This window comes from Microbacterium sp. (genome assembly GCF_035556355.1).
Taxonomy (GTDB): domain Bacteria; phylum Actinomycetota; class Actinomycetes; order Actinomycetales; family Microbacteriaceae; genus Microbacterium.
Map to the genome: position 1 here is coordinate 33,437 of NZ_DATMFG010000025.1, position 26,787 is coordinate 60,223.

27 protein-coding genes and 1 tRNA gene are annotated in these 26,787 nt (G+C 70.1%); 5 read left to right on the forward strand and 23 right to left on the reverse strand.

Annotation, left to right across the window (positions count from 1 at the left end):
• Positions 1-6: 6 nt before the first annotated feature.
• Together VNR19_RS07675 and VNR19_RS07680 are read right to left on the reverse strand one after the other, a co-directional pair.
• Positions 7-1,176: a PQQ-dependent sugar dehydrogenase gene (locus tag VNR19_RS07675; protein ID WP_325725488.1), complete on the reverse strand. Its 1,170-nt coding sequence runs from the start codon at positions 1,174-1,176 to the stop codon at positions 7-9.
• 24 nt (positions 1,177-1,200) lie between these two features.
• Complete coding sequence (locus VNR19_RS07680; protein ID WP_325725490.1) at positions 1,201-1,938, reverse strand: SDR family oxidoreductase; 738 nt, start codon at positions 1,936-1,938, stop codon at positions 1,201-1,203.
• 96 nt (positions 1,939-2,034) lie between these two features.
• Here VNR19_RS07680 and VNR19_RS07685 point away from each other — a divergent pair, with 96 nt between their 5' ends.
• Positions 2,035-2,649 (forward strand): TetR/AcrR family transcriptional regulator, encoded by a 615-nt coding sequence (locus tag VNR19_RS07685; protein WP_325725492.1) that lies wholly within the window; start codon positions 2,035-2,037, stop codon positions 2,647-2,649.
• 24 nt (positions 2,650-2,673) lie between these two features.
• Here the strand turns inward: VNR19_RS07685 and VNR19_RS07690 are convergent, their stop codons facing one another.
• From VNR19_RS07690 to VNR19_RS07740, 11 genes are all read right to left on the reverse strand, one after another.
• Complete coding sequence (locus VNR19_RS07690) at positions 2,674-3,705, reverse strand: zinc-binding alcohol dehydrogenase family protein (protein WP_325725494.1); 1,032 nt, start codon at positions 3,703-3,705, stop codon at positions 2,674-2,676.
• A 36-nt stretch (positions 3,706-3,741) separates the two neighbouring features.
• A tRNA-Leu gene (locus VNR19_RS07695) sits at positions 3,742-3,815 on the reverse strand.
• Positions 3,816-3,888: 73 nt separating this feature from the next.
• Positions 3,889-5,286, reverse strand: a complete 1,398-nt coding sequence (locus tag VNR19_RS07700; RefSeq protein ID WP_325725587.1) for an NAD(P)/FAD-dependent oxidoreductase — start codon at positions 5,284-5,286, stop codon at positions 3,889-3,891.
• A 34-nt stretch (positions 5,287-5,320) separates the two neighbouring features.
• Positions 5,321-6,565 (reverse strand): S8 family serine peptidase, encoded by a 1,245-nt coding sequence (locus VNR19_RS07705; RefSeq protein WP_414684131.1) that lies wholly within the window; start codon positions 6,563-6,565, stop codon positions 5,321-5,323.
• A gap of 110 nt (positions 6,566-6,675) precedes the next feature.
• Positions 6,676-7,206 carry a DUF501 domain-containing protein gene (locus tag VNR19_RS07710; RefSeq protein WP_325725498.1) on the reverse strand — a complete coding sequence of 177 codons (531 nt, stop codon included), beginning with the start codon at positions 7,204-7,206 and terminating at the stop codon, positions 6,676-6,678.
• A gap of 60 nt (positions 7,207-7,266) precedes the next feature.
• A complete protein-coding gene (locus tag VNR19_RS07715) occupies positions 7,267-7,809 on the reverse strand; it encodes an FtsB family cell division protein (protein ID WP_325725500.1) in 543 nt (180 codons plus the stop codon).
• A gap of 128 nt (positions 7,810-7,937) precedes the next feature.
• Entirely contained in the window at positions 7,938-8,405 is a 468-nt protein-coding gene (locus tag VNR19_RS07720; protein WP_325725501.1) for a DUF6790 family protein, read from the reverse strand.
• 91 nt (positions 8,406-8,496) lie between these two features.
• Positions 8,497-9,777 carry a phosphopyruvate hydratase gene (gene eno / locus VNR19_RS07725; protein WP_325725502.1) on the reverse strand — a complete coding sequence of 427 codons (1,281 nt, stop codon included), beginning with the start codon at positions 9,775-9,777 and terminating at the stop codon, positions 8,497-8,499.
• Positions 9,778-9,872: 95 nt separating this feature from the next.
• The gene (locus tag VNR19_RS07730) at positions 9,873-10,559 is read right to left on the reverse strand and encodes an O-methyltransferase (RefSeq protein ID WP_325725504.1); all 687 of its coding nucleotides are present in this window, start codon (positions 10,557-10,559) and stop codon (positions 9,873-9,875) included.
• Between the two features lie 58 nt (positions 10,560-10,617).
• Positions 10,618-11,622 carry a DUF1648 domain-containing protein gene (locus VNR19_RS07735; RefSeq protein WP_325725506.1) on the reverse strand — a complete coding sequence of 335 codons (1,005 nt, stop codon included), beginning with the start codon at positions 11,620-11,622 and terminating at the stop codon, positions 10,618-10,620.
• Entirely contained in the window at positions 11,612-11,968 is a 357-nt protein-coding gene (locus tag VNR19_RS07740) for a GntR family transcriptional regulator (RefSeq protein WP_325725508.1), read from the reverse strand. Before VNR19_RS07740 ends, VNR19_RS07735 begins: the two co-directional genes overlap by 11 nt.
• 76 nt (positions 11,969-12,044) lie before the next feature.
• On the opposite strand from VNR19_RS07740, the gene VNR19_RS07745 reads away from it, so the two are divergent.
• Complete coding sequence (locus tag VNR19_RS07745; RefSeq protein WP_325725510.1) at positions 12,045-12,506, forward strand: DUF4442 domain-containing protein; 462 nt, start codon at positions 12,045-12,047, stop codon at positions 12,504-12,506.
• Position 12,507: 1 nt separating this feature from the next.
• Here the strand turns inward: VNR19_RS07745 and VNR19_RS07750 are convergent, their stop codons facing one another.
• From VNR19_RS07750 to VNR19_RS07760, 3 genes are all read right to left on the reverse strand, one after another.
• Positions 12,508-12,675 carry a methionine/alanine import family NSS transporter small subunit gene (locus VNR19_RS07750; RefSeq protein WP_325725512.1) on the reverse strand — a complete coding sequence of 56 codons (168 nt, stop codon included), beginning with the start codon at positions 12,673-12,675 and terminating at the stop codon, positions 12,508-12,510.
• Positions 12,672-14,270 (reverse strand): sodium-dependent transporter, encoded by a 1,599-nt coding sequence (locus tag VNR19_RS07755; protein ID WP_325725514.1) that lies wholly within the window; start codon positions 14,268-14,270, stop codon positions 12,672-12,674. Before VNR19_RS07755 ends, VNR19_RS07750 begins: the two co-directional genes overlap by 4 nt.
• A gap of 68 nt (positions 14,271-14,338) precedes the next feature.
• Positions 14,339-15,124, reverse strand: a complete 786-nt coding sequence (locus VNR19_RS07760) for a helix-turn-helix domain-containing protein (protein WP_325725516.1) — start codon at positions 15,122-15,124, stop codon at positions 14,339-14,341.
• 74 nt (positions 15,125-15,198) lie between these two features.
• Between VNR19_RS07760 and VNR19_RS07765 the strand changes: the two genes are divergently transcribed.
• On the forward strand, positions 15,199-15,711 hold the full coding sequence (locus VNR19_RS07765; protein WP_325725518.1) for a VOC family protein: 513 nt from the start codon (positions 15,199-15,201) through the stop codon (positions 15,709-15,711).
• Positions 15,712-15,720: 9 nt separating this feature from the next.
• On the opposite strand, the gene hisS is transcribed toward VNR19_RS07765, so the two are convergent.
• The 7 genes from hisS to VNR19_RS07800 form a co-directional block, all read right to left on the reverse strand.
• The gene (hisS, locus tag VNR19_RS07770; protein ID WP_325725589.1) at positions 15,721-16,977 is read right to left on the reverse strand and encodes a histidine--tRNA ligase; all 1,257 of its coding nucleotides are present in this window, start codon (positions 16,975-16,977) and stop codon (positions 15,721-15,723) included.
• A 31-nt stretch (positions 16,978-17,008) separates the two neighbouring features.
• On the reverse strand, positions 17,009-17,683 hold the full coding sequence (locus VNR19_RS07775) for a nucleoside triphosphate pyrophosphohydrolase (protein ID WP_325725520.1): 675 nt from the start codon (positions 17,681-17,683) through the stop codon (positions 17,009-17,011).
• Between the two features lie 53 nt (positions 17,684-17,736).
• On the reverse strand, positions 17,737-19,080 hold the full coding sequence (gene nhaA / locus VNR19_RS07780) for a Na+/H+ antiporter NhaA (protein ID WP_325725522.1): 1,344 nt from the start codon (positions 19,078-19,080) through the stop codon (positions 17,737-17,739).
• Positions 19,081-19,194: 114 nt separating this feature from the next.
• Positions 19,195-20,772: an alanine/glycine:cation symporter family protein gene (locus tag VNR19_RS07785; RefSeq protein WP_325725524.1), complete on the reverse strand. Its 1,578-nt coding sequence runs from the start codon at positions 20,770-20,772 to the stop codon at positions 19,195-19,197.
• Between the two features lie 6 nt (positions 20,773-20,778).
• Positions 20,779-21,378 (reverse strand): gamma carbonic anhydrase family protein, encoded by a 600-nt coding sequence (locus VNR19_RS07790; protein WP_325725526.1) that lies wholly within the window; start codon positions 21,376-21,378, stop codon positions 20,779-20,781.
• A gap of 65 nt (positions 21,379-21,443) precedes the next feature.
• A complete protein-coding gene (locus tag VNR19_RS07795; RefSeq protein ID WP_325725528.1) occupies positions 21,444-21,773 on the reverse strand; it encodes a MerR family transcriptional regulator in 330 nt (109 codons plus the stop codon).
• Entirely contained in the window at positions 21,773-23,860 is a 2,088-nt protein-coding gene (locus tag VNR19_RS07800) for an amylo-alpha-1,6-glucosidase (RefSeq protein ID WP_325725530.1), read from the reverse strand. Before VNR19_RS07800 ends, VNR19_RS07795 begins: the two co-directional genes overlap by 1 nt.
• Positions 23,861-23,976: 116 nt before the next feature.
• Here VNR19_RS07800 and VNR19_RS07805 point away from each other — a divergent pair, with 116 nt between their 5' ends.
• Complete coding sequence (locus VNR19_RS07805) at positions 23,977-25,113, forward strand: glycosyltransferase family 4 protein (RefSeq protein ID WP_325725532.1); 1,137 nt, start codon at positions 23,977-23,979, stop codon at positions 25,111-25,113.
• Between the two features lie 260 nt (positions 25,114-25,373).
• On the forward strand, positions 25,374-26,711 hold the full coding sequence (gene gdhA / locus VNR19_RS07810; protein ID WP_414684132.1) for an NADP-specific glutamate dehydrogenase: 1,338 nt from the start codon (positions 25,374-25,376) through the stop codon (positions 26,709-26,711).
• The last annotated feature ends 76 nt before the right edge of the window (positions 26,712-26,787 follow it).

Consider the following 26,787-nt stretch of genomic DNA (forward strand, 5'->3'; position numbering starts at 1 on the left):
ACCCGCTCACGCCCCGGCCCGCACGATGGGGACGCGCAGGATGCGATCGTCGCCGGGTCGCGGGTCGGTGCCGCCCCACGTGGCGCGGTCGGTGTTCGACGTGATGAGCCACAGCGCACCATCGGGCGCCACCTCGACCGTGCGGATGCGCCCGTACTCGCCGACGAAGTGCTCGATCGGGTCGGCGATCGCGGTGCCGCCGTCCACCGGCAGCTGCCACAGCCGCTGACCGCCGAGCGCGCCGATCCACAGGGAACCCGCGGCGTACGCCATGCCCGAGGGGCTCGCGTCGTCGGGGTGGAGCGTCGCGATCGGAGGCATGCCCGTGTCGCCGGCGATGCCCTCGGTCTCGGGCCACCCGTAGTCCTCGCCCGGCCGCAGGACGTTCACTTCGTCCCACGTGCGGTGGCCGAGCTCCGACGCGTACGCGGTGCCGTCTGGTCCGAACGCGAGCCCCTGCACGTTGCGATGACCGCTCGAGTAGATCGGCGAGGCATCCGGATTGTCTTCCGGAACGGATCCGTCGGTCGCGATCCGCAGGATCTTGCCGTTGAGCGAGTCGTCGGTCGCGGCGTTCTCGGGTTCGAACGCGTCGCCGGTCCCGATCCACAGGTGACCGTCGGGCCCGATCGCGAGTCGGCCGCCGTGATGCCGGTCGGCGGTCTGGATGCCGTCGAGCAGCATGCGGTCGAGCGTGAGCGAACCGAAGTCTTCGTCGATCGTGAGCGCGACGATCCGGTTCTGATCGGCGCCCGAGACGGATGCGAAGACGGTGCGGTCCGCGGCGAACTCCGGTGACGCGACGATGCCCAGCAGACCGCCCTCGGACGAGACCTCCACTCCGGGGACGATGCCGACCGGCTCGGCCTCGCCGCCGCCGGCGGGGATGCGCAGGATGCGGCCGCTGATGCGCTCCGAAACCAGCGCCGACCCGTCGGGGAGGAACGTGAGTCCCCACGGGGCCTCGAGTCCCGTCGTCAGCTCCTCGGGTTCGCCGAGTGACGCGATGGATCCGGGTCGAGGAGTCGGGTCCGCACCGGCGGTGGCCTGCGGCCGCGGTGTGGTGGGTGAAACGGATGCCCCGATGGTGCAGCCCGCGAGGGCGAGGCTGAGGCTCACGAGGGCCGCTGCCGCGACGCTCGCGCGCATCGATGTGCGGTGATGGAGGGTTCGCATGTCTGCTTCTCGGCGGATGCGGCCCTACGCGGCGCCGCCGTTGACGAAGATGGTCTGCCCATTGATCCAGCGCGCGGGTCCGGCGAGGAACGCGACCGTCTCGGCGATGTCCTCGGGCGTGCCCAGCCGCTCGAACGGGTTGTTGCGTGCGATCTGCTCGATGAGCTCGGGGCTCTTGCCGTCGAGGAACAGCGGCGTCGCGGTGGGACCGGGGGCGACCGTGTTGACGGTGATGTCGCGCCCGCGCAGCTCGCGCGCGAGAATCAGCGCGATGGCCTCGACGGCGCCCTTGGACGCGGCGTATGCGCCGTAGGTCGGCGCCTGCAGCCGCGTGATCGACGTGGAGAAGTTGATGATCGCCCCGCCCGGGCGGATGCGCTGGGCTGCGAGCTTGTCGACGACGAACGTGCCGCGCACGTTGACGCGGTGGATGCGGTCGAACTCGTCGAGATCGAGCTGGGCGATCGGCGAGAGCGGCATGATGCCGGCGGTGTGGACGAGCACGTCGACGCCGCCGAACTCGCGCTCCGCCGCGTCGAACAGCTCTGCGGCTGTCTGCTCCTCGGCGATGTCACCGCCGACGGCGATGGCGCGGCCGCCCTGCGCGGTGATCGCGGCGACGGTCTCGTCGGCGCGCGCCTTGTTGCCGTGGAAGTGCACGACGACCGCGACCCCGTCGGAGGCGAGTCGAAGCGCGGAGGCGCGGCCGATCCCTCCGGAACCTCCGGTCACGATCGCGACACGGTCGTTGGTGCTGGTCATATCTGGTCCTTTCGCTACCATATGAACAACATGTACATTACGTCCGATGTTCCGAAATGTACATCTGGTTCACATACAGCGAACGCGGGAGCGCGCATGACCGAAGAAGAGGTTCCGGCCCGTCCACGACGCGGTCGCGGTCGGCGACCCGCCGCCGAGGTTCGCGCCGAGGTGCTCGCCGCAGCGGGTCACCTGCTGCTGCACGAGGGTCTTCGGGCGGTGACGTTCGACCGGGTCGCCCGCGAGTCGGGCGCGAGCAAGGTCACGCTCTACAAGTGGTGGCCCTCCCCCGGTGTCCTGGCCGCAGAGGCGTACTTCGCCGAGAGCGCACCCGTGTTGACGTTCCCCGACACGGGCGACATCCGTGCGGACCTCATCGCGCAGCTCACCGCGTTCGTGCGATGGATCACCGTAGAAGGTGCGGCCGCCCCGGTCTCAGAGCTGATCGGAGCGGCGCAGATCGACCCCGAGGTCGCCCGCGCATGGGCGGAGCTGTACGCGCAACCGCGTCGCGAGCTCGCACGCGTGCGCCTGCAAGAGGCCCAGCAGGAGGGGCAGCTGCGCGAGGACGCCGACCTCGACGTGATCGTCGACCAGCTGTGGGGCGCCTGCTATCACCGGCTGCTCGTGCTCAAGGTGCCCTTCGACGAGACGCTCGTGCCGCGGCTCGTCGACCACGCGCTCTACGGGGCGGCTCCGCGAGCGCACTGAGCTCGGTGCGCCGACTCTCGCGGTTCAGTCGGGCTGCGCCACGACGATCTTGCCCACCGCGCGTCCGGACTCGATGATGCGATGCGCCTCACGCAGGTTCGCGGCGTTCACCGGCGACAGCGTCCGGGTGAGCGTCGAGCGGAGGCGGCCGGCTTCGATGAGCTCGGCGATGCTCTCGAGGATTCGGTGCTGCGCGATGGGGTCCCAGTTGTGTCGAGACCGTGCGAACATCGCCTCCCAGTGCCACGAGATCGCCTTGTCCTTCAGCGCGAAAAGGTCGAGGTCGCGTTCGTCGTCGATCGCGACGATCTGCCCGAACGGGCGCACGACCTTCGTGAAGAGGGGGATGCGGCCCCTGCTCTGTGCCGTGAACACGTAGTCCACGCCGACGGGAGCGGCATCGAGGATCTGCTGCTCGAAGTCGGGGGCGTGATGATCGAGGATCACGTCGGCGCCGAGAGACTCGACCCATTGACGTGACTCGGGGCGAGATGCCGTCGCGAGCACGCGGACGCCCGTGAGCTCTTTGACGAGTTGGATGAGGATCGAGCCCACTCCCCCCGCGGCGCCGAGCACGAGCATCGATCCGGTCGACTCGGCATCGAAGCGGAGCTTGTCGAACAGCGCCTCCCACGCGGTCAGCGATGTGAGCGGCAGAGCCGCGGCGTGAGCGAAGTCGAGGGTCGTGGGCTTGCGGCCGACGATGCGCTCGTCGACGAGCTGTCGACGAGCGTAGGAGCCGGGCCGGTCGATGCTTCCCGCGTAGAAGACCTCATCTCCGGGCTGGAAGAGGGTGACCTCGTCGCCCACCGCGACGACGGTGCCGGCGGCGTCCCACCCCAGGACGCGTTCCTGACCCGCGGCTCCCGCGGCACGCCTCTTGACGTCGACCGGATTCACCGAGACGGCTCTCACGTCCACGAGCAGGTCGTGCCCGGTCGGGTCGCCGGGCGCCGGGATGGTCGCATCCACAAGGCTCTCCGGCCCGTCGATCGAGCCGCCGGCGCGCGACACGACGGCCGCGATCGTCCCGGAAGCGGTGGTCTCGTCGCCCATCATCGATCCTCCCGTCCCTCGAGCCGCATGAACGCGTGCCCCCGCTGGGATTCGAACCCAGACTGGAGCGGGTTTAAGCCGCCTGCCTCTGCCGGTTGGGCTACGGGGGCGCGCCGGATCACGGCGACGTGCTCACCTTAGTGCGAAGCGGGCGGTGCCGATGAGAGAGACGGATGCGCGCGCTCAGCGCGACGCGGCGACCTTCTCGCCCTTCGCCGCCTTCTTCGCCGGCTTGTCGTCGGCCGGGTTTGCGACGACCTGCGGGCGCGGACGCGCGGCGTATTCCTCGAACACGTAGCGCGGGTTCTGCACCGTGGAGAGGTTCACGAGATCGCGACCCAGCCACAGGTTGTTCCACCAGCCCCACAGCACGCGCCACTTGCGCTCCCACGACGGCATCGCGAGGCCGTGGTAGCCGCGGTGGGCGAGCCACGCCACGAAGCCCTTCAGTGCGAGGTTGCCGGACTGGAACACGCCGTTGTAGAGGCCGAGGCCTGCCACCGCGCCGAGGTTCTTGTGGTAGTACTCGCGCGGCAGCTCGCCGCGGAGCACCGCCGTGAGGTTCTTCGCGAGGAGCTTCGCCTGGCGCACCGCGTGCTGGGCGTTCGGCACGCAGTAGCCGCCGACGCCGCCGCCCGAGAGGTCGGGCACCGCCGAGACGTCGCCGGCCGCCCACGCGCCCTGCACGATCTCTTCGTCGGTGCCGACGCGCAGGTCGGCGCGCGTCAGGATGCGGCCGCGCTCCTCGACGGGGAGGTCGCTGCCGCGCACGACGGTCGGGTTCGCCATGACGCCCGCGGTCCAGATGATGAGGTCGCTCGGGATGACCTCGCCCGTCGACAGCTCGACGTTGCCGTCGACCGCGCCGGTGACCTGCGTGTCGAGGTGCACCATGGCACCGCGCTTCGCGAGATCTTTCAGAACCCATTCGCTCGTCTTGAGCGAGACCTCGGGCATGATGCGGCCCATCGCCTCGATGAGGTGGAAATGCGTGTCTTCGAACGAGAGCTCCGGGTAGCTCGAGACGAGCGCCGACGCGAGCGAGCGCAGCTCGGCGAACACCTCGATGCCCGCGAAGCCGCCGCCGATGACGACCGTCGTGAGCAGCCGGTCGCGCTCGGGACCGGGAGGGAGCACCGACGCCTTGTCGAAGTTCGACATGAGGCGGTCGCGGATCGCGACGGCCTCTTCGATCGTCTTGAGGCCGATCGCGTTGTCGGCGATGCCCGGGATCGGGAACGTGCGCGACACGGAACCGGCGGTCACGACGATGTGGTCGTACTCGAACTCGAACGGGTCGCCCGCGATCGGGGTGATCGTCGCGACCTTGCGGGCGTGCTCGATGCCGGTGACTTTCGCGGCGAGCACGTTCGTGCGCTTGAGGTGACGGCGCAGGGCGACCACAGAGTGACGGGCCTCGATCGAACCGGCCGCGACCTCGGGGAGGAACGGCTGGTAGGTCATGTACGGCAGCGGGTCGACGATGGTGACCTCTGCCTCGCCCTTGCGGAGATGCTTCTCGAGCTTCCACGCCGTGTAGAAGCCTGCGTAGCCGCCACCGACGATGAGGATCTTGGGCACGGTGTTCGTCACGGTGGGGAGAACTCCTCCTGAGTCAGCGGCGTGGCGTCCGGGACGCCATACGGATGCGTCGGACAGCTGCGGTGACGCCGAGCGCAACAAGTATACCCGCGGCAGTCACACCCAGCAGCGGCAGGGTGCCGTAGAGGAGCGTATCGGACGACGGCAGCAGCGGTGACGTCTCGGGCGGCGCCTCGTCCGCCGAGGGCAGCGGCGGCACCGTCACGACCGCCTCGGTGGGCGTCGGGGCGGGCGTCGCCTCGGCGCGCCGGTACAGCCGGATCCACTCCTCCAGGCTGCCCATCGGATTCTCCGACACGCGCGGCACGTTGGCCGACACAGCCGCCGCTGCGTCGACGAGCCCGTACCCGTAGAGCAGATCGGGCAGGTCGCGATCGCCGGCCGGCGGGCGCGCCGTGCGGATGATGCGGTTGATGACGTTCGCCGCGTCGAGGTCCGGATGCGCCGCCCGCACGAGCGCCGCGATGCCCGCCACGATCGGGGCCGCGCCGCTCGTGCCGTCCCACTGCACGAGCCGTCCGTCGGCCGAGACGCCGAGCAGGTCCTCGCTCGGCGCCGACACCCCGATCGTGATGCCCTGCGTCGAGGCGTTGACGCTGGCGCGGCCCGCGGGATCGACGCCGCCGACCGTCAGCACGCCGGGGATCGTCGCCGGGGCGCCGACGCGCGTCGTGCCGCTCCCCCTGTTCCCCGCCGCGACGACGACCACGACGTCGTTCTCGTACGCGTAGAGGAAAGCGTCGTCCCAGCTGCGGTCCCAGTCGGGTGTGTTCGTGGTGAGTGAGAGGTTGATGATGTCGGCGCCGTGGTCGACGGCCCACACCATGGCCTCCGCGATCTGCTCCGTGAACGGAACGGGTGCGGACGCCCCGAACCCGACCGAGATGGACAGCAGCTCGGCCTCGGGGGCGACGCCGATCATGCCCGTGTCGGGGCCCGTCCCCCGCCCCGCCGCGAGCGAGGCGACCCAGCTGCCGTGGCTCGCGTCGACCGCGCCGATGGGCGTGCGTCCGTCATCCGTGCCGACGCCCGACACATCCGTGCCGCCCACGACGGCGCCCTGGAACTCGACCGGGCCGCGCCCGATACCCGTGTCGATGATCGCGATGCGCACGCCCGCACCGCGCGTGGTCGCCCACGCCTCGCGGATGCCGTAGTCGTCGAGCCAGTACTCCGCGGCGCGGACCGGGTCCTCGGCGTCCGCCTCGGGGGTCTCCGTCGGCGGGGCGACAGCGTGGAGACCTGCGGTGGAGCCCATGACGGACGCCGCGGCATCCGTCGATGCCCCGGCCGCCGCGGACGGCGCGACCAGCACCGCGAGCGCGACGACCGCGGCCGCCGCGCGCGCCATGACGCGCGTCGAGCGTGTCACGCGGCCCCGCCCAGGTTCGGTCCGGGCGTCGCGCAGACGCAGCGGTCGGGCGACCACGGTGCGAGCTCGAGCGCGCGGTCGCCGATGGGATTCACCCCCGGACCGGCCGCGAGCGCGTGGCCGGCGACCGCGTGCAGGCACTTGACGCGCGTCGGCATGCCTCCCGCCGAGATGCCCTCGATCTCGGGAACCTCGCCGAAGTGCGCGCGATCGCGCAGGTACGCCTCGTGCGCGGCCCGGTAGCGGGCGCGCAGCTCTTCGTCTTCGGCGAGCTCGTCGTTCAGCTCGCGCATGACGTGGTCGGCCTCGAGCGCCGACATGGCCGCCGTGGCCGCCGGGTGCGTGAGGTAGTAGAACGTCGGAAAAGGCGTGCCGTCGGGCAGTCGCGGCGCGGTCGCCACCACGGTCGGGTTGCCGCACACGCACCGCGCGGCGATGCCCACGACGCCGCGCGCGGGCCGGCCCAGCTGCTCGCGGAGCACGTCGAGGTCGACCTCGGACACGGGCGGGAACGGCGGCGTGGTCACGGCGCCCAGGGTACCGTTCCGGGCTGAGCGGACGCTGGCGAGGACAGGGGTCACCCGAGGTCAGGGCGCGGGCGTGGCATCCGTCTCATCGGGATCGGGCTTGTCGGGCACGCCGATCGTGATCGGGGCGACGGTCTGCGCGATGCCGGCCTCGGTGAGCGTCCGCACGAACTGCGCCATCCAGTCGGCGCGCGTGACCTCGACGTCGTCGCTCACGGGCTCCTGCTCACGCGGGAGGAGCTCATCGGGAAGGTCGTTGTCGACGAGGTACACGACCTCGCCCGGACGCACGTAGTAGAGCCGCTCCCGGGCCTGCGCGGTGATGTAGGCGGGGTCGTCGAACCGGTCGCGCTGCGTCTCGAGCGCGGCGACCTCCTCCTCGGTGGCCTGCACCGCCTGCTGCAGAGCCGCGATCTGCTGGCGCTGATCGACGTACGTGCCGACCGTGGGCACGAGCACGAACGCGGCGAGCACGACGAGGCCGAGCATGATCGCCATGAAACCCGAGAAGCGGATGCCGCCGAGCCACGCCCGCACGTCGACGGGCTTTCGAGGCGCACGGCGCGTCCCGACGGGGCGGGAAGGCGGAGCCGTCGTCTTCACAGTGGACGATCCCCCCTACGACACGTTCGCGATCCTCGCGAGGCTGCTCCTCGATCGTACGTGGAGCGCGCGCAGCGGATGCCGCCCGGGCGCCGAGTGTCGCGAGCCGGGGGCGCGGGCCGCGTGCGTCAGCTCAGTGTGTGGATCGTGAACCACACCGCCGACACCGCGTACACGACGGCGACGAGCAGGTCGGTCCACGTGGCGAGCGTCTCGTACGCGCCCTTGCCTCGCTTGGCGACGTGCATGATGCCCGCGATGAGCAGGAAGACGCCCCCGGCGAGACCGGCCGGCACGAACCAGTCCTGCACGAGCGCGAGGAGTCCGGCCAGGCCCATGCCGAGGTTCGCCGCGCCCAGTTCGCGCACGACCTGCAGCTCCGATCCTGTCGGCTGCGCCGTGCCGAGGATCTTGGTCGTGAACGAGGGGTTCAGCAGCTGCATGACCCCGGCGCCGGCCAGTCGCGCGCCGATGCCCCAGAACACCCACCACTTGCCGAGGATCAGGATGGCGTCGCCGCCCGTGCTCACCGCTTCGGAGACTCCGAAGATGATCGGAAGGACCACGGTCAGGGCGATCAGAACGAGGTACTTCATGCGTTCTAATCTGGCATCGCCGACGCGTGAAATGGGAGGGCTGCGCGGCGTGATGCGCTGCGCAGCCCTCCTCTGGACGGATGTCGGCGACTCAGCCCTTGAAGCGCGGGAACGCCGAGCGGCCGGCGAACACGGCGGCGTCGCCGAGCTCCTCCTCGATGCGCAGGAGCTGGTTGTACTTCGCGACGCGCTCGCTGCGAGCGGGCGCGCCGGTCTTGATCTGGCCGCAGTTCACCGCGACCGAGAGGTCGGCGATCGTGGTGTCCTCCGTCTCGCCCGAACGGTGCGAAAGCATCGAGCGGTAGCCGTTCTGCGTGGCGAGCGCGATCGCATCGAGCGTCTCGGAGAGCGTGCCGATCTGGTTCACCTTGACCAGGAGCGCGTTCGCGACGCCGAGGTCGATGCCCTTCTGCAGGCGCGTCGGGTTGGTGACGAACAGGTCGTCGCCGACGAGCTGCACCTTCGAGCCGATCTTGTCGGTGAGCGCCTTCCACGCGTCCCAGTCGTCCTCGGCGAGGGCGTCCTCGATCGTGACGATGGGGTAACTGTCGACGAGATCCGCGAAGTAGTCGGTGAGCTTCTCGGCCGACCAGGCCTTGCCCTCGACCGTGTACACGCCGTCGTCGAAGAACTCGGTCGCCGCGACGTCGAGGCCCACCGCGATGTCCTTGCCGGGGGTGAAGCCCGCCTTCTCGATCGCCTGGATGAGGAAGTCGAGGCCCTCGCGGTTACTGGGGAGGTCGGGCGCGAAGCCGCCCTCGTCGCCCAGGCCGGTCGCGAAGCCCGCGGCCTTCAGCTCTCCCTTGAGGACGTGGTACACCTCGGTGCCCCAGCGCAGCGATTCACGGTAGGTGTCGGCGCCGATGGGCGCGAGGAAGAACTCCTGGAAGTCGATGCCGTTGTCGGCGTGCTCGCCCCCGTTGATGACGTTGAAGAGCGGGACGGGCAAAACGTGCGCATTGGGGCCGCCCAGGTACCGGAAGAGGGGCAGATCCGCGCTGTCGGCGGCGGCCTTCGCGACGGCGAGCGAGACGCCGAGGATCGCGTTCGCACCCGCGCGCGACTTGTTCTCGCTGCCGTCCGCCTCGATGAGGATCTCGTCGACGATGCGCTGCTCGCTCGCCTCGACGCCCTCGACGGCGGGTCCGAGCTCGTCGACGACCGAGGCGACGGCCTTCAGCACGCCCTTGCCGCCATAGCGGCCCTTGTCGCCGTCACGCAGCTCGTACGCCTCGAACGCCCCCGTCGACGCGCCCGAGGGCACGGCGGCGCGCTGCACGATGCCGTCGTCGAGGAGCACCTCCACCTCGACGGTCGGGTTGCCGCGCGAATCCAGGATCTCGCGCGCGTTGACTGCCTCGATAAGTGCCACAGGGGACTCCTTGTTTCGTGGAGGGTGGTTCTGCGGAGCGCCGTCGGTCCGCCCCCGAGTCTAGTGACCGCGGAAGCGGCTGCCAGAGGCATCCGTCATCTGTCGCCTTCGCCCGTGACGAGCGCGATCGCGACGCCGTCCCACCCCTTCGCGTCGAGGGTCTGCAGCGCCGTCGCATCGAAGCGCGGATCGCGCCCGAGCATCTCGAGTGCGCGCTGCGTGCCGATCACGTTGGACACCGTCGTCGCGGGATTCGCGACCTCTCCCCCGCGGCCCACGTTGTCGACGACGACGACCGTTCCGGGGTGCCCGAGGCGCGCGGCCCAGTCGAGGTAGAGCGTGTTGGACTCCTTGTCGGCGTCGATGAACACGAAGTCGAACGGCTCCTCGTCCACGAGCGTCGGCAGCACGTGCTCACCGCGCCCGACGCGCACGTCGATTCTGTGCGCGACGCCGGCACGGTCGAAGTTCTTGCGCGCGACCTCGGCGATGCGCGGCTCCGCCTCGATCGTCACGACGCGTCCGTCGTCGGGGACCGCGCGCGCGAGCCAGATCGTCGAGTAGCCGCCGAGCGTGCCGATCTCGAGCACGCGGCGCGCCCCGCTCATCCGTGCGAGCAGGTGCAGGAATTTGCCGTTGACCGGGGCGACCTCGATCGCCGGAAGTCCCGCCGCGTTCTGATCGGCGACGGCCGACTCGAGGGCCTCGTCGTGGCCGACGAGCGTCTCGCTGAAGTAGGCGTCGACGCGACGCCAAGTCTCGGGTGTGGGCTGCTGGGTCACACGGCCAGCCTTGCCAGGGGCATCCGGCCCGTCAAGCCGCACCCGGCTCAGGAGATCGTCAGCGGCGGCCGACCGGCTGGGTCAGCGCCGCCAGGAGTGCCCCCGCGGTGACGGCGTCCTCGTCGATCGTGACCACGAACCGGCGACCGGAGCGTCGCTCGATGTCCAGACCGGGGCCGGTGCGCATCACCACGCCGAACCGACCGGGCACGGAGCGCATCCCCCACCCGCCGAACTCGCCCATCGGGGTGACATCGCGCACGGCGACCGAGACGACGTCGTCTGTCGGCACGTGGAATCGCGGGATGCCCGCGACAGACGTCACCGTGAGGCCGCTGTCGTCGATCCGCACCCGGAACGCCGTCGTCGTGATCGCGAGCGCGACGACGACCACGGCGACGAACGTGGCGATCGCCGCGGCGACAGCATCGCCGCTCAACCACACCACAACCGCCGCGGCCGAGATGACGAGGGACGCCACGGTCACCGCGATGAGCGCGGGCCGCGCGATCGTGGACGATCCGAACCACACGGCCCGTTCACCCGGTGCGAGCTCGAGCGGACGCACGCGGTCGACGTCCGTGCGCAGCGGCTTCTCTGCCGGCTGGACGAACCATGCGACGACGCCGACGGCGATCGCGGCGCCGAAGCCGGCGATCAGGACCGGCACGACGGATGGCGCGTCCTCCGCACTCGCGAGGCCGACCTGCCCGAGGAGCGTGCCCGTCATGAGGAGCGCCACGAGCGCGGACACCGCACACGCGAGCGCGCCCATGAACCGGTACGACCCGCCGCGGTCGCCGCGTCGCAGACCGGGAAAGGCCGTCAGCGCGATGAGGAGGGGGATGCCGAGCCCCAGAGCCACCGTCGCGAGGGTCTGCACCCACGCGGGCGCGAAGCCGTTCGCGATGCCCGCGGCATCCCAATGGATCGCGATCGGCTCGGGCAGGCGCGGCAGCATCGCGAGCTGCACCGCCACGGAAACGATCGTCAGCACGAGGGGCGCGACGATCGCGCACCACACGAACTGGCGCACAGCGTGAGCGGCACGGTCATTCGGCATTCCAGGTCTCCTTCACGAGAGAGGCGAGCGCATCGGCCGACAGGCCGGCATCTCGGGCGGTGCGCACGAGGGCGGCCACCTCGTCGCGCACGTCGGACAGTCGCGCGGCGGCATCCGTGAGGACCGCCCCGCGTCCGCGACGCAGGTCGAGCAGACCTTCATCGCGCAGGTCGGCGTACGCCCTCAGCACGGTGTGCAGGTTCACCCCGACGACCGCGGCGATCTCGCGCGCGGGCGGAAGCCTGTCGCCCGCGCGCAGGCGGCCGGCTGCGGCATCCGCACGCACCGACGCGGCGATCTGCGCGAACAGTGGCACGTCGCTGGTTGCATCGACCTTCAACAGCACGCCATTATTCTATGACAAATAGAAATATGGGGCGCCGATTCGCCCACTCCCCGGCGCACGCGCGACACTGTGACCCATGCGCATGACCCCGCGACGTCTCGCCATCGGCATGAGCCTGTGGATTCCGAACCTCTTCAGCGGCATCCGCGTCAAGAGATTCGCCGATGACTGGACGAGCGCGACCGTCGAGCTGCACGTCAACGTCTTCACGCGCAACTACGTCAAGACCGCGTTCGGCGGCTCGATGTCGGCCATGACCGACCCGTATTACTTCATGCTCGTGATGCACCAGCTCGGGCGCGACTACATCGTGTGGGACACGCGCGGCGAGATCGCGTTCGTCAAGCCCGGTCGCGGCGTGCTGACCGCGCACTTCGAGGTCCCGCGCGAGAAGGCGCAGGAGCTGCGCGAGCGCGCGAAGGGCGGCGCGCCGGTGCGCGAATGGTTCGAGACCGAGATCACGGATGCCTCGGGCGACGTCGTCGCCCGCGTGCGCCGCGAGGTCTACGTGCGCGAGAAGCGGCGGGCCGCCGCCTGACTCACGTGTCGTGCTCGATGATCCCCGCGTCCTCGCGGTGGTCATCGGTCCCGCCCGGCGGGTACGACGCCACTTCGGGGTGCCGTGCGAGGTAGATCGCGCTGGCGACGAGCCCTCCCCACACGAGCAGGATCGCGAGGATCAGGAAGAAGATCGCGAGACCGGTCATCGTGTCACCTCCGTGCGCGTATCGGCGGATGCCTCGGGAAGCGGTGGCCACGGCGCGAAGTCGTCCGGCGATTCACGCCACGGGATGAGCCACGCCACGATCGCGAGGACCACGATGAGGGCGACGGTGCCCCATCCGAAGAGGCCGAGATACCACGCCGGGTACCCCTCGTATCCGTCTACGAGAAGCGTGATGATGCGCGAGATGAGCATGTAGCCCAGCACGACGGGTGCCACGAGGCCGACCAGCAGCACCCAGATGCGCCCGACCTTGAAGGTGGAGACCGCGTTCAAGTGGTGGCGCAGCTCGGGTCCGCGACGGAACACCCAGATGACGAAGATCGACATGAGCACCGCCGATGCCACGATGCCGATGTTGTTCGCCCACTGGTCCGTCACGTCGAGCGCGATCAGCCCCGTCGTCGTCGAGAACAGCAGGACCGAGAGCAGCGTGCACACGACGCCCAGGATGATGGCGGCGACACGCGGCGTGAGCCGGAACTTCTCCTGGATGCCCGCCGACACGACCTGCAGCACCGAGATGAGCGACGTGAAGCCCGCGAGCGTGAGCGACCCGAAGAACAGGCATCCGAAGATCGGCCCTCCCGGCATCTGGGCCACGATCGCGGGGAACGTGATGAACGACAGGCCGACGCCCGTGAGGCCTTCGAGCTCGCCCACGAGGATGCCCTGCTGGAAGGCGAAGAAGCCGAGCGTCGCGAACACGCCGATGCCGGCGAGCAGCTCGAACGACGAGTTCGCGAATGCGACGACGAGTCCGGGAGAGGTCAGGTTCGCGCGGCGGCGCCGGTAGGAGGCGTAGGTGATCATGATGCCGAACGCGATCGACAGTGAGAAGAAGATCTGGCTGTACGCGGCGATCCACACGTTCGGGTTGCCGAGCGCCTCCCAGTTCGGCGTGAAGAAGGCGTTGAGGCCCTCGGCCGCCCCGTCGAGGAACAGTGAACGAACGACGAGCACGAGGAACGCGATGAGCAGCACCGGCAGCGCGATGACGTTCGCGCGCTGGAGCCCCTTCGCGACGCCGGCGGCGAGCACGACGATCGTCGCGACCCACACGATCAGCAGCGGGATGAGCACGCCGGGCACGAACTCGAAGCTCACTCCGGGGTCGCCCACGCGCAGGTAATCGCCGAGCAGGAACCCGGCCGGATCGTCGCCCCAGCGCAGGTCGAACGAGAAGACGAAGAAGCTCAGCGCCCACGCGATCACGACCGCGTAGTAGATCGCGATCACGAACGCGATCGCGACCTGGAACCATCCGAGCGTCTCGAGCCATCGCCCGCGCGGGCCGCCGAGCCGACGGAACGCGGTCGGCGCGGCACCACGGAAGCGGTGACCGATCGCGTAATCGAGGAACAGGATCGGGATGCCGGCGGTGATGAGCGCGACGAGATACGGGATGAGGAACGCACCCCCGCCGTTCTCATACGCCACACCCGGGAACCGCCAGATGTTGCCGAGCCCGACCGCCGACCCGATGGCGGAGAGGATGAATCCGATCTGTCCGGTCCACTCCTCGCGGGGCTTGGTCGAGCTGGGTCCTGTGGGCGCATTCGTTGCTGCGTCGGTCACGGGGGCTCCCTTCGGCTGCGTCGGCAAAGGTGCTCGGTGCTCGGCACGCTAGCAGTACCGCCGCACGTTCACGAGAGGGTCGTCGCGTGTCGATAGGAGCTCGGTGTGAACGCGAGCACGGTGCGGAAGTCGTTGGTCAGGTGGGCATGGTCGGCGTAGCCGAGCTCGGCCGCGATCGCCGCGAGATCGGCGTCGGGATCGTCGCGCACGCGCTGCGCCGCCTCCTGCAGCCTCCGTCTGCGGATCATCGCCGACGGAGTGAGTCCGACGTACCTTCGTGCGAGCCGTTGGAGCGTGCGCACCGAGACCGCGAGTCGCGCCGCGGCGTCCTCGACGCGCAGGATCTCGGGGTCCGTCATGAGCAGCGCAGCCGCGTCGTTAGCGAGGCGCTGCTCGTCGTCGAGTGCGCCGACCCTCCGCGCGAGCCACGACGAGAACGCCTCGACGGCCCGCGCGTGGCGGATCGCGGCATCCGGGTCGCCCATCGCCTCGGAGACGGCGCGAACCAGCTCCGGGGCGTCGATCGAGACGGATGCATCGACCAATGCCGCCGCATCCGCCGTCAGCGCCCCGAGCGCCGCCGGCCGCAGGAGCGCACCCACCGCCCAGCCGCGCCCCGTGAGGTCGCGGTGGGAGCGGAGCGTCGTCGGTCCGAAGAGGCCGACGTCGCCGCCTTCCACGACGAGGTTGGACGCGGGGTACGCGACGATCTCCTGCCGTGACGAGCGGCCGGGCGCGATATCCCACTCGGGGATCCAGAACCACTCCACGAGGTCCGTCGCCTCGGCGGCCGGCGGCACGCGCGTGAGGCGCGGCAGCCGAGCGGGGTACAGGATTCCTCGCGTCGGATCCATGCTCTTCAGAGTAGGCGCGGACGTGTCGCGTATCTCCAAGCGCAGGCGGGTGCGGCATCCGTAGCGTGCCGGACATGGAGAAGACGACAACGGCGGCGAGCGGCCGCCACACGACGAACGGCATCCCGCACGGGCTCACGAGCCTCACCCCGTTCCTCGCGATCCCGCGCGCGAAGGAGGCGATCGCGTTCTACCGCGACGTGTTCGGCGCACGGGTCGTCGACGTGACGGAGTCCGACGGCGTCGTGTTCCACGCGCAGCTCGACTTCGGGAACGGGCACCTGCAGCTCGGCGAGCCCGTCGCGGACTACCACCTCGTCCCGCCGCCCGAGGGCGAGGACGACTGCTACTCGATGGGGCTGTACTGCCCCGACGTCGACGCGCTCACCGAGCGCGCGGCGGAGGCCGGTGCGACGATCCGGGAAGCTCCGACCACGTTCGTGTCGGGCGACCGGTTCTCGAGCATCCGCGACCCGTTCGGTGTGCGGTGGTCGATCATGACGCGCGTCGAGGACCTCTCGGAAGAGGACAGCGCACGGCGCGTCGCCGAGTGGGCGGCGCAGCTCGGGTCGGGCGGCGAAAGCTGACGCACGCCCTCACGACAGCGGCTTGACCTCGAGGTCGTCGATGCCGGCTCCGGCCGCGACCGTCGCGAACGCGGTGTACCCGTCCGCGGCGGCGCGGTCGAGCAGTGCCTTGAGGTTCTTGGTGCGCTGCTCGAGGCGAACGCGCAGGCCGTCCGCGACGAACGCGCTCTTGAGCGAGAGCAGCTCGGTGAGCGGCACGTCGCGGTCGTGCACGAGCACGATGGCGCGCTCGTCGGCGTCCGTCTTCGCCTCGACCAGGTCGACGATGCGCTCGAAGCCGATCGAGAAGCCGACCGCGGGGACGTCCTGACCGAGGAAACGGCCGATCATGCCGTCGTAGCGGCCGCCGCCCCCGAGCGAGTACGTCACGGAGGGGTGCGCGAGCTCGAAGATCGTGCCCGTGTAGTAGCCCATGCCGCGCACGAGGAACGCGTCGAACACGAGCGGGATGTCGCCTCCGCCGCGCGCCGCCGCGACCGCCTCGCCGATGCCCACGAGGTGCGCCACGACGTCGTCGGGTGCGCCCTCGGGCAGCGCCTTGCGGATCTGACGCTCACCGTAGGGCCGGAACTCGCGGGTCTGCGGGCGCTTGAGGAAGGCCTCGAACGCGTCGACCGCGGATGCCGTGGCACCGCGCTCGCGGAGCTCGGCGACGACCCCGTCGGGGCCGATCTTGTCGAGCTTGTCGATCGTGATGAGAACACCCGCACGCTCATCGGACGCGAATCCGAACGTGTCGAGCATCCAATCCAGCGCACGCCGGTCGTTGATGCGCACGCTGCCTCCCTCGAGCCCGAGCGCGTCGAGCGTGTCGAGCGTCGCGACGACGAGCTCGGCCTCGGCGCGCGGGGAGGCGTCGCCGATGATGTCGATGTCGCACTGCATGAACTGGCGGTAGCGGCCCTTCTGCGGCCGCTCCGCCCGCCAGACGGGCGCGATCTGGATCGCGCGGAACACCGTCGGCAGCTCGGCGCGGTGGCTCGCGTAGAAGCGTGCGAGCGGAACCGTCAGGTCGTACCGGAGCCCGAGATCGGACAGTGCGCGAGGGTCGTCGGCGGCCGCACGGATCGCGTCGGCATCGAGGCCGCGCTTGAGCACGTTGTAGGCGAGCTTCTCGTTGTCGCCGCCGATGCCGGCATGCAGGCGGTCGTAATCCTCGACGACGGGCGTCTCGATCTCATCGAACCCGTGTGCGCGGTACCGCTCGCGGATGACGGCGAGCACACGCTCGCGACGGGCCTTGTCGGCGGGGAGGAAGTCGCGCATGCCGCGCGGCGGATTGACGGAAGCCACCCGCCTAGTTTTCCAGATCCGACCCGGATGCCTCCGCCGCCCGCACCTCGTCCTGCAATCGGCGCACGCGCTCGCGCAGCGCGCGCTCCGCGTCCCAGCCGTTCTCACGTGCCGTCGCGACGAGCGCGAGGAGCGCATCGCCGAGCTCCGCTTCGGTGGCGGGCGCGCGTTCCGTCTCGCTGCGCTCGCCCAACGCCCGGGCATCGGCTGTCCCCGCCGCACGACCCAGCAGCTTCTGCGCGAGCGCGAGGCTCGGCATCCGCTCGCTCACGCCGTCGAGCACCGACCGTCGCTCGTGCTTCTCGAGCGCCTTCGCCGCGTTCCAGTGCACGAGCACTTCTTCGGGCGTGTTCGCGACGGCGTCGCCGAAGACGTGCGGATGCCGCCGCACCATCTTCTCGGTGAGCCCTCGCGCGACGTCGTCGATGTCGAACGGGTCGTCGGGGTCGCGGGAGGCGATCTCGGCGTGGAAAAGCACCTGCCACAGCAGGTCGCCGAGCTCTTCGCGCAGCTCGCCGCGCGAGCCCGTCTCGACGGCGTCGATGAGCTCGGCGCTCTCCTCGACGAGGTACGGCACGAGGTCGCGATGGTCGATCCGCTGCGTCCACACGCAGCGGTCTCGGACCGTGCGCATGACGTGGGCGGCCTCGCGCAGCGGGTCGGGGTGGGTGTCGGCCATCGGGCGCTCCCTGGCGGTCGGTGAGGTGTGGAGCCGGAGGGCCGCGGCATCCGTCATGGCGTCGGGTAGACGTCGGGGATGCCGTCGCCGTCTTCGTCGGCCGACTCCTCCTGTTCGATTCTGCGGTATCGGCGGTTGCGGGCGCCCAGGAGGACCGAGGCGAGCGCGGCGGCGACGATCGACGCGAGGAGGATCCCGACCTTCGCATGGTCGTGGTGGGCGTCCGCCTCATCGAAGCTCAGTTCGGTCACCAGCAGCGACACCGTGAACCCGATACCCGCGAGCAGACCGACGCCGAAGAGGTCTATCCACGTGACCGCCGGATCGAGACGCGCGTGGCGTGCCCGCGTCGCGATCCAGGTGGTGGCCACGATCCCGATCGGCTTGCCCACGATGAGCCCGATCATGACCCCGACGAGCACCGGGTCGGCGAGCGCGGACATGAGACCCTCCGCACCGCCGATCGCGACCCCGGCGGAGAAGAACGCGAAGACGGGCACCGCGAACCCGGCAGACAAGGGTCGGAAGCGGTGCTCGAACACCTCGGCGAGGCCGGGCTCGTCCTCGGGCACGTCGTCGCGCTTGCGGTGGAGCACCGGGATCGTGAAGCCGAGGAGCACGCCCGCGATGGTCGCGTGGATCCCGGATGCGTGCACGAACGCCCACGCGACGACGCCGATCGGCAGGAGGATGAGCCACGCGGCGGCGGGCTTGAGGTGGAAGAACTGCCGGTACCGCTGCGCGATCACGCCGTACACGGCGATCGTGAGGAGCCCGAGCAGCAGCGGGACGACCTCGATCGACTCGGTGTAGAAGATCGCGATGATCGCGATCGCGATGAGGTCGTCGACCACCGCGAGCGTGAGCAGGAAGATGCGCAGCGGGCTCGGCAGGTGCGAGCCGATGATGGCGAGCACCGCGACCGCGAAGGCGATGTCGGTCGCGGTCGGGATCGCCCAGCCGCGCAGCAGCTCAGGGTCGTGGAACGTGATGAGCACGTAGAACAGCGCGGGGACGGCGACGCCGCCCGCCGCTGCCAGCACGGGCACGATCGCGGTGCCGATGCGGCGGAGATCCCCTGCTACGAATTCGCGCTTGAGCTCGAGTCCGACGAGGAAGAAGAAGATCGCGAGCAGCCCATCGGAGGCCCACTGCCCCACGGTGAGCTCGAGGTGCCACGGCGCGTACCCGATCTCGAGGTCGCGCAACCGGAAGTACCAGTCCGCCCACGGCGAGTTCGCCCACGCGATGCCGATCGCGGCCATGATGACCAGGAGCGCGCCGCCGACCGTCTCGCTGCGCAGAACGCGCAGGATGCGCAGTGACTCCGCATAGCTGCCCCGCTGCGGGAAGCTGGGCGCCTGAGCGGGGCCGCGGTCGGGGTCGGCTGAGGTCATTCACGCTCCGAATCGGTCGACGAACGGTGTCGACCCAGCGCGCCGAACCACCACCTCCAGGTTACAAGCCGCGTCAGGCGCGCCGGTCGGCGCGCGTCCCGCCGAGCGGGCGTCCTACTCGTTCTGACGGCGGGCCGCGGCATCCGTCTCGTGCAGGTGGTCGCGGTGCTTCTGAGCCTGTCGCCGCTTGGTGATGAGGTCGATCGGGCCCGTCACGGTGAGCTCGTCCTCCCACACGGTGATCCCGCGCACGTCGGGCAGGCGATCCCGCGTGAAGACGGGGTCTCGGCCCTCGCGCCGCTGCAGCGTGTAGTCCTTCAGCAGGCGGATCGCGATGCCCGACAGCAGCGCGATCGCGATGAGGTTGACGAGCGCCATGAAGCCCATCGCGCCGTCGGCGAAATTCCACACGAGGTCGGCCGACACGATCGCGCCGAGGAAGACCGCGATGACGGCGAAGATCCGGTAGACGAGCACGGCCGTGCGCCGGGGCGTGATGAACTCGATGTTCGCCTCGCCGTAATAGTAGTTGCCCAGGATCGAGCTGAAAGCGAGCAGGAAGATGATGATGCTCAGGAGGACGTTCGACCACTCGCCCAGCGAGCCGACGATCGCGCCCTGCGTGAGGCTGATGCCGCGCTCGGCGTTCGCGAGATCGGGGACCGAGACGAGCACGATGAACGCGGTGATCGAGCACACGAGGAACGTGTCGAAGTAGACCCCGAGGGTCTGCACGAGGCCCTGCTTGACCGGATGCGTCACCGCCGCCGTCGCTCCGGCGTTGGGAGCGGACCCGAGCCCGGCCTCGTTCGAGAACATGCCGCGCTTGACGCCCGTGAGGATGATGTAGCCGAGTGAGGCTCCGAGCACCTCGTTGACGCCGAACGCCTGCGTGAAGATCGCGGCGAACACCTCGGGGAGCCGCTCGATGTTGAGGGCGACGATGACGAGTCCGAGCAGCAGGTAGAGCAACGCCATCATCGGCACGAGCGTCTGAGTCACGGATGCGATGCGGCGCACGCCCCCGAAGATGACGAGCGCCATCAGCACGGAGAGCGTTCCGCCGATGAGCCACGGCAGCCACACCGCCGAGTCGGCCCCGAAGCTGCCCGAGATGGTCGCCTGGATCGTGTTCGCCTGCAGTGAGCTGAACGCGATCGGGAAGCAGATGATGAGGATGATCGCGAACACGATGCCCATCCACCGCGCGCCGAGCCCCTTCTGCATGTAATACGCAGGCCCCCCGTGGAAGCCCTCCTCGTCGCGCACTTTGAACAACTGCGCGAGAGACGACTCGATGAATGCGGATGCTCCGCCGACGAAGGCCATGAGCCACATCCAGAACACCGCGCCGGGCCCGCCGATCGCGATCGCGGTGCCGACGCCGGCGATGTTGCCGACCCCGACGCGCGAGGCTGCCGAGATCGTGAACGCCTGGAACGCGGAGACGGATTGCGGCCCGCCCGACTCCTTCCTCGGCGTCTTGTCGGTGAGCGTGCGGAACATCTCCGGAATCAGCCGGAACTGCACGACGCCCGAGCGGATCGTGAAGTACAGACCGAGGAGGACGACGACCGGCAGGACGACCCACGTCCAGAAGTTGTCGCCCCAGGTCAGAAGCCATTCGTTGACCGCGTCCATGCGCGACAGTATGGCGAGGCCGCGGTCGCCGCGCGAGGGGGTGCGCGGCATCCGGGTTCAGTCGAGCCGTCGATCGCCCGAGTGTCGTGCCAGGCTCGCGGCGTAGCGCTCGGTGAGCTGCACCATGAGATCGGGCGTGTCACGGTCGAGTCCGAACACGTAACCCGGGAAGTCGAGCTCTCGCTGCGCGGCCCAGATCTCGTCGTGACGGTCGGGTGAGAGGATCTGCGCCGGGTCGCCGACGGCGACCCACCCGATCGGCACGACCGTCTCGGGCGGGAGCACCGTGCGCAGGTGCACGACCGCGTTGATGCGCACCTCGCTGCGCTCGCCGATGCGCGCGCCGTTGAAGACGCGCGTTCCCGTCGCGAGGAAGACCTCGTCGGCGATCGTCGCGCCGCTGATGCTCGCCATGGGACCCACGAGCACGTGCGATCCGATGTGCACGGGGTTGACCGAGGTGGCGCGGATGAGCGCGTTCTCCATCACGACGACGTTCTCGCCGAGGGTGATCCCGCCGCCCTCGCTCGTCACCACGGCGCCGTGCAGCACCTGGCAGCCGGGGCCGATCCGGACGTCGCCGCTCACGACGGCCGTGGGGGCCACGACGGCCTCCGGATGGATGCGGGGCTGCGCCCCCAGGTGCTCGAACCGCACTGTTCCTCCCTCGGTCAGCGCCAGCGTAGCGCCGCCGAGCGCGGATGGATGCCTCTGTCGTCCGCTCAGCGATCCGCGCGCAGCCTCGCGACCTCGGCCTCGAGGTCCTCGACGCGTCGTCGCAGCTCGATGACCATTCGGGCACCGGGGAGCGAGACGCCGTCGTTCGTCAGGTCGATGACCTCGCGCAGCCGTGCGATCTCGTTCTGCGTGTACCGACGCTGGTTGCCCTGCGAGCGGCTCGGCTGGACGACTTCGAGGTCGTCCAGCCGCCGCAGGTGAGCCACCGGCACGCCGAGCACCTCGGCCACCTGCCCGATCGTGTAGAACGGCACGTCGGAACCGGTGACGGGTTCACCCTCCTCCGGCGCCGCGCGCGCGTCGACCTCGGTCATCATGGCTCCTCCTGGTCGTGCTCCGCGTCGAGCTCTCGGGTCACCGTGCCGCTGCTGCGGTCGGCGCGCACGCTGTGGGAGCGCTCTTCGAAGCGGAGCTTGTCGATCGACACCGAGCCGACGCGCTGCGGTGTCGCGCCGACGTCGAGTCCGTTACCCGAGGGCTCGAGCCCGAGGGCGATCCGCAGCAGCTCGAACGGCACAGCGGCCGCCCACGCCTGCGGCGAGCACGACGTCGGGTAGCGCACCGGCACGGGCTGCTCGGAGCGGTCGAAGCCGCAGAACAGCTCGGGAAGTCGCCCGTCGAACGCCGTCGCCGCGTCGAGCAGCCCGTCGCTGATGCGCTGGGCGTGCTCACGGAACCCGTACCGCGCGAGTCCCGACGCGACGAGAGCCGAATCGTGCGGCCAGACCGACCCGTTGTGGTAGCTGACCGGGTTGTACCGCGCGTTCGACGTGCCGAGGGTCCGCACCCCGAACCCGGTGAACATCTCCGGGCTCAGCAGCCGCTCCGCAACCGGTGCGGCCGCCTCGTCGGGGACGATGCCGGTCCACAGGCAGTGCCCGGCGTTCGACGCGATCGCGTCGACCTGCCGCTTGTCGCCGTCGAGCGCGAGGGCGTAGTACTGCTGCTCGGGCATCCAGAACGCTTCGTGGAAGCGCTCGCGCAGCCGCTGGGCATGGTCCCGCCATCGATCGGCCGCAGCACCGTCGCCGCGGCGCTCCTCGAGGTGAGCCATCGCGAGCAGCGCCGCGTAGCAGTAGCCCTGCACCTCCGCGAGCGCGATCGGTCCGTGTGCCTGCCGTCCGTCGGCGAAGCAGATCGAGTCGACGGAGTCCTTCCAGCCCTGGTTGAGCAGGCCGCGATCGGACGTGCGCTGATACTCGACGAATCCGTCGCCGTCGCGATCGCCGTACTCGACGATCCACCGGGCGGCGGCCTCGGCGGCGCCCATCAGCGGGGCGATCTGCTCCCACGGGACACCCCACCGCACGGCGTGTCCGAGCAGCATCAGGAACAGCGGCGTCGAGTCGACGGATCCGTAATAGACGCTGTTGCCGCCGAGGGCGAGCGACCGGTCGGCACCGCGACGCACCTCGTGCAGGATGCGGCCCGGCTCCTCCTCGCTCAACGCGTCGAGCTTGGTCCCCTGCATCCGCGCGAGCGTGCGCAAGGTGCCCATCGCGAGGTCGGGCGAGAACGGCATCGTCATCCAGCCGGTGAGGAGCGAGTCGCGTCCGAAGAGCGCCATGAACCACGGAGCGCCCGCCGCCACGACGTCGTCGTCGGGGTATTCGGGATCGACGATGCGCAGCGCACCGAGGTCTTCCTCGCTGCGGGAGAGCGCGCGGGAGAGCGCAGGATCCTCGACGCTGATGTCGGGGATCGAGTCGCGCCACCCCTGCATGCGCCGAGCGGGCGCTGTCTGCTCGACGGCGGTGTGGAGCGGGAACGGCGCGTCGATCTCGTCGCCGCTCACGCTCGCGACGATCTCGATCCGCGTCGACCACGAACCGTGCGCCGGCACGACGGTCGTGAACCGCAGACCGTGCTCGGTCGCCGTCGCGTCGGGCGCGCTGACACGGATGCCCCGTCCGTCGCCGTGCTCGGTCCACACGAGCAGGTCGGATCCGACGGGGCGCCGCCGGACGTCGCGTCCGGGAACCGGTCTGTTCTCCTTGACCTCGAAGAGATCGGCGAAGTCGCAGTCCACGAGAAGGCGCACCTCGACACCGGCCGGCTCCTGCCCGTAGTTGCGCAAGGTGATGTCCTCGCGCATGCCCGAGCCCACGTAGCGGTGGCGCTCCACGACGACGGTCGGCTCGACCTGGCCCGGCCGCACGGGGGCACGGCCCACGAACTCCGCCTCGAACGGCTCGACCCGAGTCGCGGCGAGAGGCTCGACCTCGCTCCCGTCCACCTGCAGCACCCACGTCGAGAGGATCCGGGTGTCCTGGACGAACAGCCCCTGACCGCGCGCGCCGTGCAGATCGCCGGAGACGCCGCTCACGCAGAACGACGCACCCTCGACGAGTGTCACCTGTGCGCCGGCGACGTCGATCGTGTCGCGCGATGCGTGCTTCATTCGCACCTCCTGCTCAGGGATGATAAAATCTCTAGCTGGAGTTGGAGGTTTTACACCACTCATCATACAGCTTTCTTGTCGCCCGCGCCGGGGTCGGCGCAGTCAGAGGAGGTTGCATGTCTGAACTGATGGTCTCCGACGAATCGAAGACGACGGCCGAGGCTCGGCGGTCGCCGTTGCGGATCGGCATGGTCGCACCGCCGTGGTTCGCGCTCCCGCCACGCGGCTACGGGGGCACCGAGGCAGTCGTCGCGTCGCTCGTCGACGGGCTCGTCGACCGCGGCCACGAGGTCGTCCTCGTGGCATCCGGCCCCCATCGCACCAAGGCAACCGAGTACCACCGCGTCTACGACGTGCCGCCCACCGAGCGTCTCGGTGAGCCTGTTCCCGAGGTCGTGACCGCCGCCGAGGCTGCGCGCGTGCTCGCCGAAGCCGATGTCGACCTCGTGCACGACCACACGCTCGCGGGGCCGCTCCTCGCTCGCGGACGCCGCCAGCCGACGGTCGTCACGGCGCACGGGCCGGTCGTCGGCGAGGACGGGCTCTCCCTTGAGAAGCTGGGCTCGAGCGTCGACGTCGTCGCGATCTCGGACGCGCAGCGGCGGCTCAACCCGAACCTGAACTGGGTCGGCACCGTCCACAACGCGATCGACGTGTCCTCGTTCCCGTACCGCGCCGCCAAGGACGACTACGTGCTGTGGCTCGGGCGGTTCAGCCCGCAGAAGGCTCCGGATCTCGCGATCGAGGCCGCGCGTGCCGCCGGCCGGCGCATCATCCTCGCCGGCAAGCTCAACGAGGCTCCCGAACGGCGCTACTACGAAGAGCGCGTCGCACCTCTGCTCGGCCCCGACGCCGAGTACGTCGGAGAGGCCGACGCGTCCCTGAAGCGCGAACTCCTCTCGGGTGCGCAGGCGCTCGTCTTCCCCATCCAGTGGGAGGAGCCGTTCGGCATGGTGATGATCGAGGCGATGGCGTGCGGCACGCCCGTCGTCGCCCTGCGGCGCGGCAGCGTTCCCGAGGTGGTCGCCGACGGCGTGACGGGTCTCATCGTCGATGACGAGGCGCAGCTGCCGGACGCGATCGCCCGCGCGCAGGAGCTCGATCCGACCGACTCACGACGCCGCGCCGCCGCGGACTTCGACATCCCGGTGATGGCCGAACGCTACGAGCGCGTCTACCGGATGCTCGTGGAGGGGACGCGCAGCATCCGCGATCTCACCGGGGACGACGCGGCCGTCGAGATCGCGGCCTGACGCCGGCGAGTCCCGCCTGGGATGGCTTGCCGCCGCGCCGAGCGCATGCGGCGGCAGGCCATCCCGTCGGTTATCCCTGACGGAATGCCCAGAGCTCGTCGCCCTGCCGTGCCGCTGAGTGAGCACTCTGCTCAGCGCGCGCGCGAGCGACCCGGGTAGGACAGGTAAAGTGGCCAGGTTCGGATCGCTCCGAACGGCGCCCGTTCGGGCGCGAACGCTCCACCAGAAAGCTCCACCCCGTGACTGAATCGCTCGTCGCCCTGCCCCCCGTCGTCCGCGAGGTCTTCGAGACCGTGCAAGCCCGAAACCCGCACGAGCCGGAGTTCCAGCAGGCCGTGCACGAGGTGCTCGATTCGATCGTGCCGGTGCTCGAGCGTCACCCCGAGTTCGTCGACGGCGGGATCGTGGAGCGCATGGTCGAGCCCGAGCGCCAGATCATGTTCCGCGTGCCGTGGGTCGACGACAACGGAAAGCTCCAGGTCAACCGCGGATTCCGCGTGCAGTTCTCGTCGGTGCTCGGACCGTACAAGGGCGGCCTTCGGTTCCACCCGTCGGTCAATCTGTCGATCATCAAGTTCCTCGGCTTCGAGCAGATCTTCAAGAACGCGCTCACCGGCCAGGGCATCGGCGGCGCGAAGGGCGGCAGCGATTTCGACCCGCACGGCCGGTCCGACGCCGAGGTCATGCGCTTCTGCCAGTCGTTCATGAACGAGCTCTACCGCCACCTCGGCGAGCACACCGACGTCCCCGCGGGCGACATCGGCGTCGGCGCGCGCGAGATCGGCTACCTGTTCGGCCAGTACCGCAAGATCACGAATCGCCACGAGTCCGGCATGTTCACGGGCAAGGGCGTGCAGTGGGGCGGCGCAGAGGTCCGCACCGAGGCGACCGGCTACGGCGCGGTCTTCTTCGTGCAGAACATGCTCGGCGTGCACAACCAGTCGATCGCCGGTCGCCGCGTGGCGGTGTCGGGGTCGGGCAACGTCGCGATCTACGCGATCGACAAGGCGTACCAGCTCGGGGGCGTGCCGGTGACGGCATCCGACTCGTCCGGCTACGTCGTCGACGACGCCGGCATCGACCTGGGCCTCCTGCGCGAGATCAAGGAGGTCGAGCGCGGCCGCATCTCGGAGTACGCCGCCCGCCGCCGCGGCGCGCGGTTCGTCGAGGGGCGCCGCCCGTGGGAGGTGCCGGTCGAGGTCGCGATCCCGTCGGCCACGCAGAACGAGATCGACGAGGAAGACGCGAAGGCCCTCATCGCGAACGGCGTGCGCGCGGTCGCCGAGGGCGCGAACATGCCGTCCACGCCCGGCGCGATCGCGGCCTTCCACGACGCGGGCGTCCTCTTCGGTCCCGGCAAGGCCGCGAACGCGGGCGGCGTGGCCACATCGGCTCTCGAGATGAGCCAGAACGCGTCGCGCCAGCGGTGGAGCTTCGCCGACAGCGAGTCGAAGCTCCGCGCGATCATGGCCGACGTCCACGATGCGGCGTTCCAGGCGGCCGAGCGGTACGGGCGCCCGGGCGACTACGTCGTGGGCGCCAACGCCGCAGGCTTCGAGCGGGTCGCGCACGCGATGCTCGCGCAGGGCGTCATCTGACGGCACCCGTCCCGTCACGAGAACAGGACGAGGCGCCGAGAACGGGCCGACTCCGCCGATGAGGCCCTGTCCCGCT

Bases quoted from the DNA above. Each gene is read 5' to 3' on its own strand.
- VNR19_RS07800 (WP_325725530.1), bottom strand. From the start codon at position 23,860: ATGAAGCACGCATCGCGCGACACGATCGACGTCGCCGGCGCACAGGTG.
- VNR19_RS07750 (WP_325725512.1), bottom strand. From the start codon at position 12,675: ATGACCGGTCTCGCGATCTTCTTCCTGATCCTCGCGATCCTGCTCGTG.
- VNR19_RS07745 (WP_325725510.1), top strand. From the start codon at position 12,045: ATGCGCATGACCCCGCGACGTCTCGCCATCGGCATGAGCCTGTGGATT.
- VNR19_RS07805 (WP_325725532.1), top strand. From the start codon at position 23,977: ATGTCTGAACTGATGGTCTCCGACGAATCGAAGACGACGGCCGAGGCT.
- VNR19_RS07690 (WP_325725494.1), bottom strand. From the start codon at position 3,705: ATGGGCGACGAGACCACCGCTTCCGGGACGATCGCGGCCGTCGTGTCG.
- VNR19_RS07705 (WP_414684131.1), bottom strand. From the start codon at position 6,565: ATGGGCTCCACCGCAGGTCTCCACGCTGTCGCCCCGCCGACGGAGACC.
- VNR19_RS07685 (WP_325725492.1), top strand. From the start codon at position 2,035: ATGACCGAAGAAGAGGTTCCGGCCCGTCCACGACGCGGTCGCGGTCGG.
- VNR19_RS07775 (WP_325725520.1), bottom strand. From the start codon at position 17,683: ATGGCCGACACCCACCCCGACCCGCTGCGCGAGGCCGCCCACGTCATG.
- VNR19_RS07720 (WP_325725501.1), bottom strand. From the start codon at position 8,405: ATGAAGTACCTCGTTCTGATCGCCCTGACCGTGGTCCTTCCGATCATC.
- VNR19_RS07675 (WP_325725488.1), bottom strand. From the start codon at position 1,176: ATGCGAACCCTCCATCACCGCACATCGATGCGCGCGAGCGTCGCGGCA.
- VNR19_RS07760 (WP_325725516.1), bottom strand. From the start codon at position 15,124: ATGGATCCGACGCGAGGAATCCTGTACCCCGCTCGGCTGCCGCGCCTC.
- VNR19_RS07795 (WP_325725528.1), bottom strand. From the start codon at position 21,773: ATGACCGAGGTCGACGCGCGCGCGGCGCCGGAGGAGGGTGAACCCGTC.
- VNR19_RS07680 (WP_325725490.1), bottom strand. From the start codon at position 1,938: ATGACCAGCACCAACGACCGTGTCGCGATCGTGACCGGAGGTTCCGGA.
- nhaA (WP_325725522.1), bottom strand. From the start codon at position 19,080: ATGACCTCAGCCGACCCCGACCGCGGCCCCGCTCAGGCGCCCAGCTTC.
- VNR19_RS07735 (WP_325725506.1), bottom strand. From the start codon at position 11,622: ATGCCGAATGACCGTGCCGCTCACGCTGTGCGCCAGTTCGTGTGGTGC.
- VNR19_RS07765 (WP_325725518.1), top strand. From the start codon at position 15,199: ATGGAGAAGACGACAACGGCGGCGAGCGGCCGCCACACGACGAACGGC.
- VNR19_RS07785 (WP_325725524.1), bottom strand. From the start codon at position 20,772: ATGCCGCGCACCCCCTCGCGCGGCGACCGCGGCCTCGCCATACTGTCG.
- hisS (WP_325725589.1), bottom strand. From the start codon at position 16,977: ATGCGCGACTTCCTCCCCGCCGACAAGGCCCGTCGCGAGCGTGTGCTC.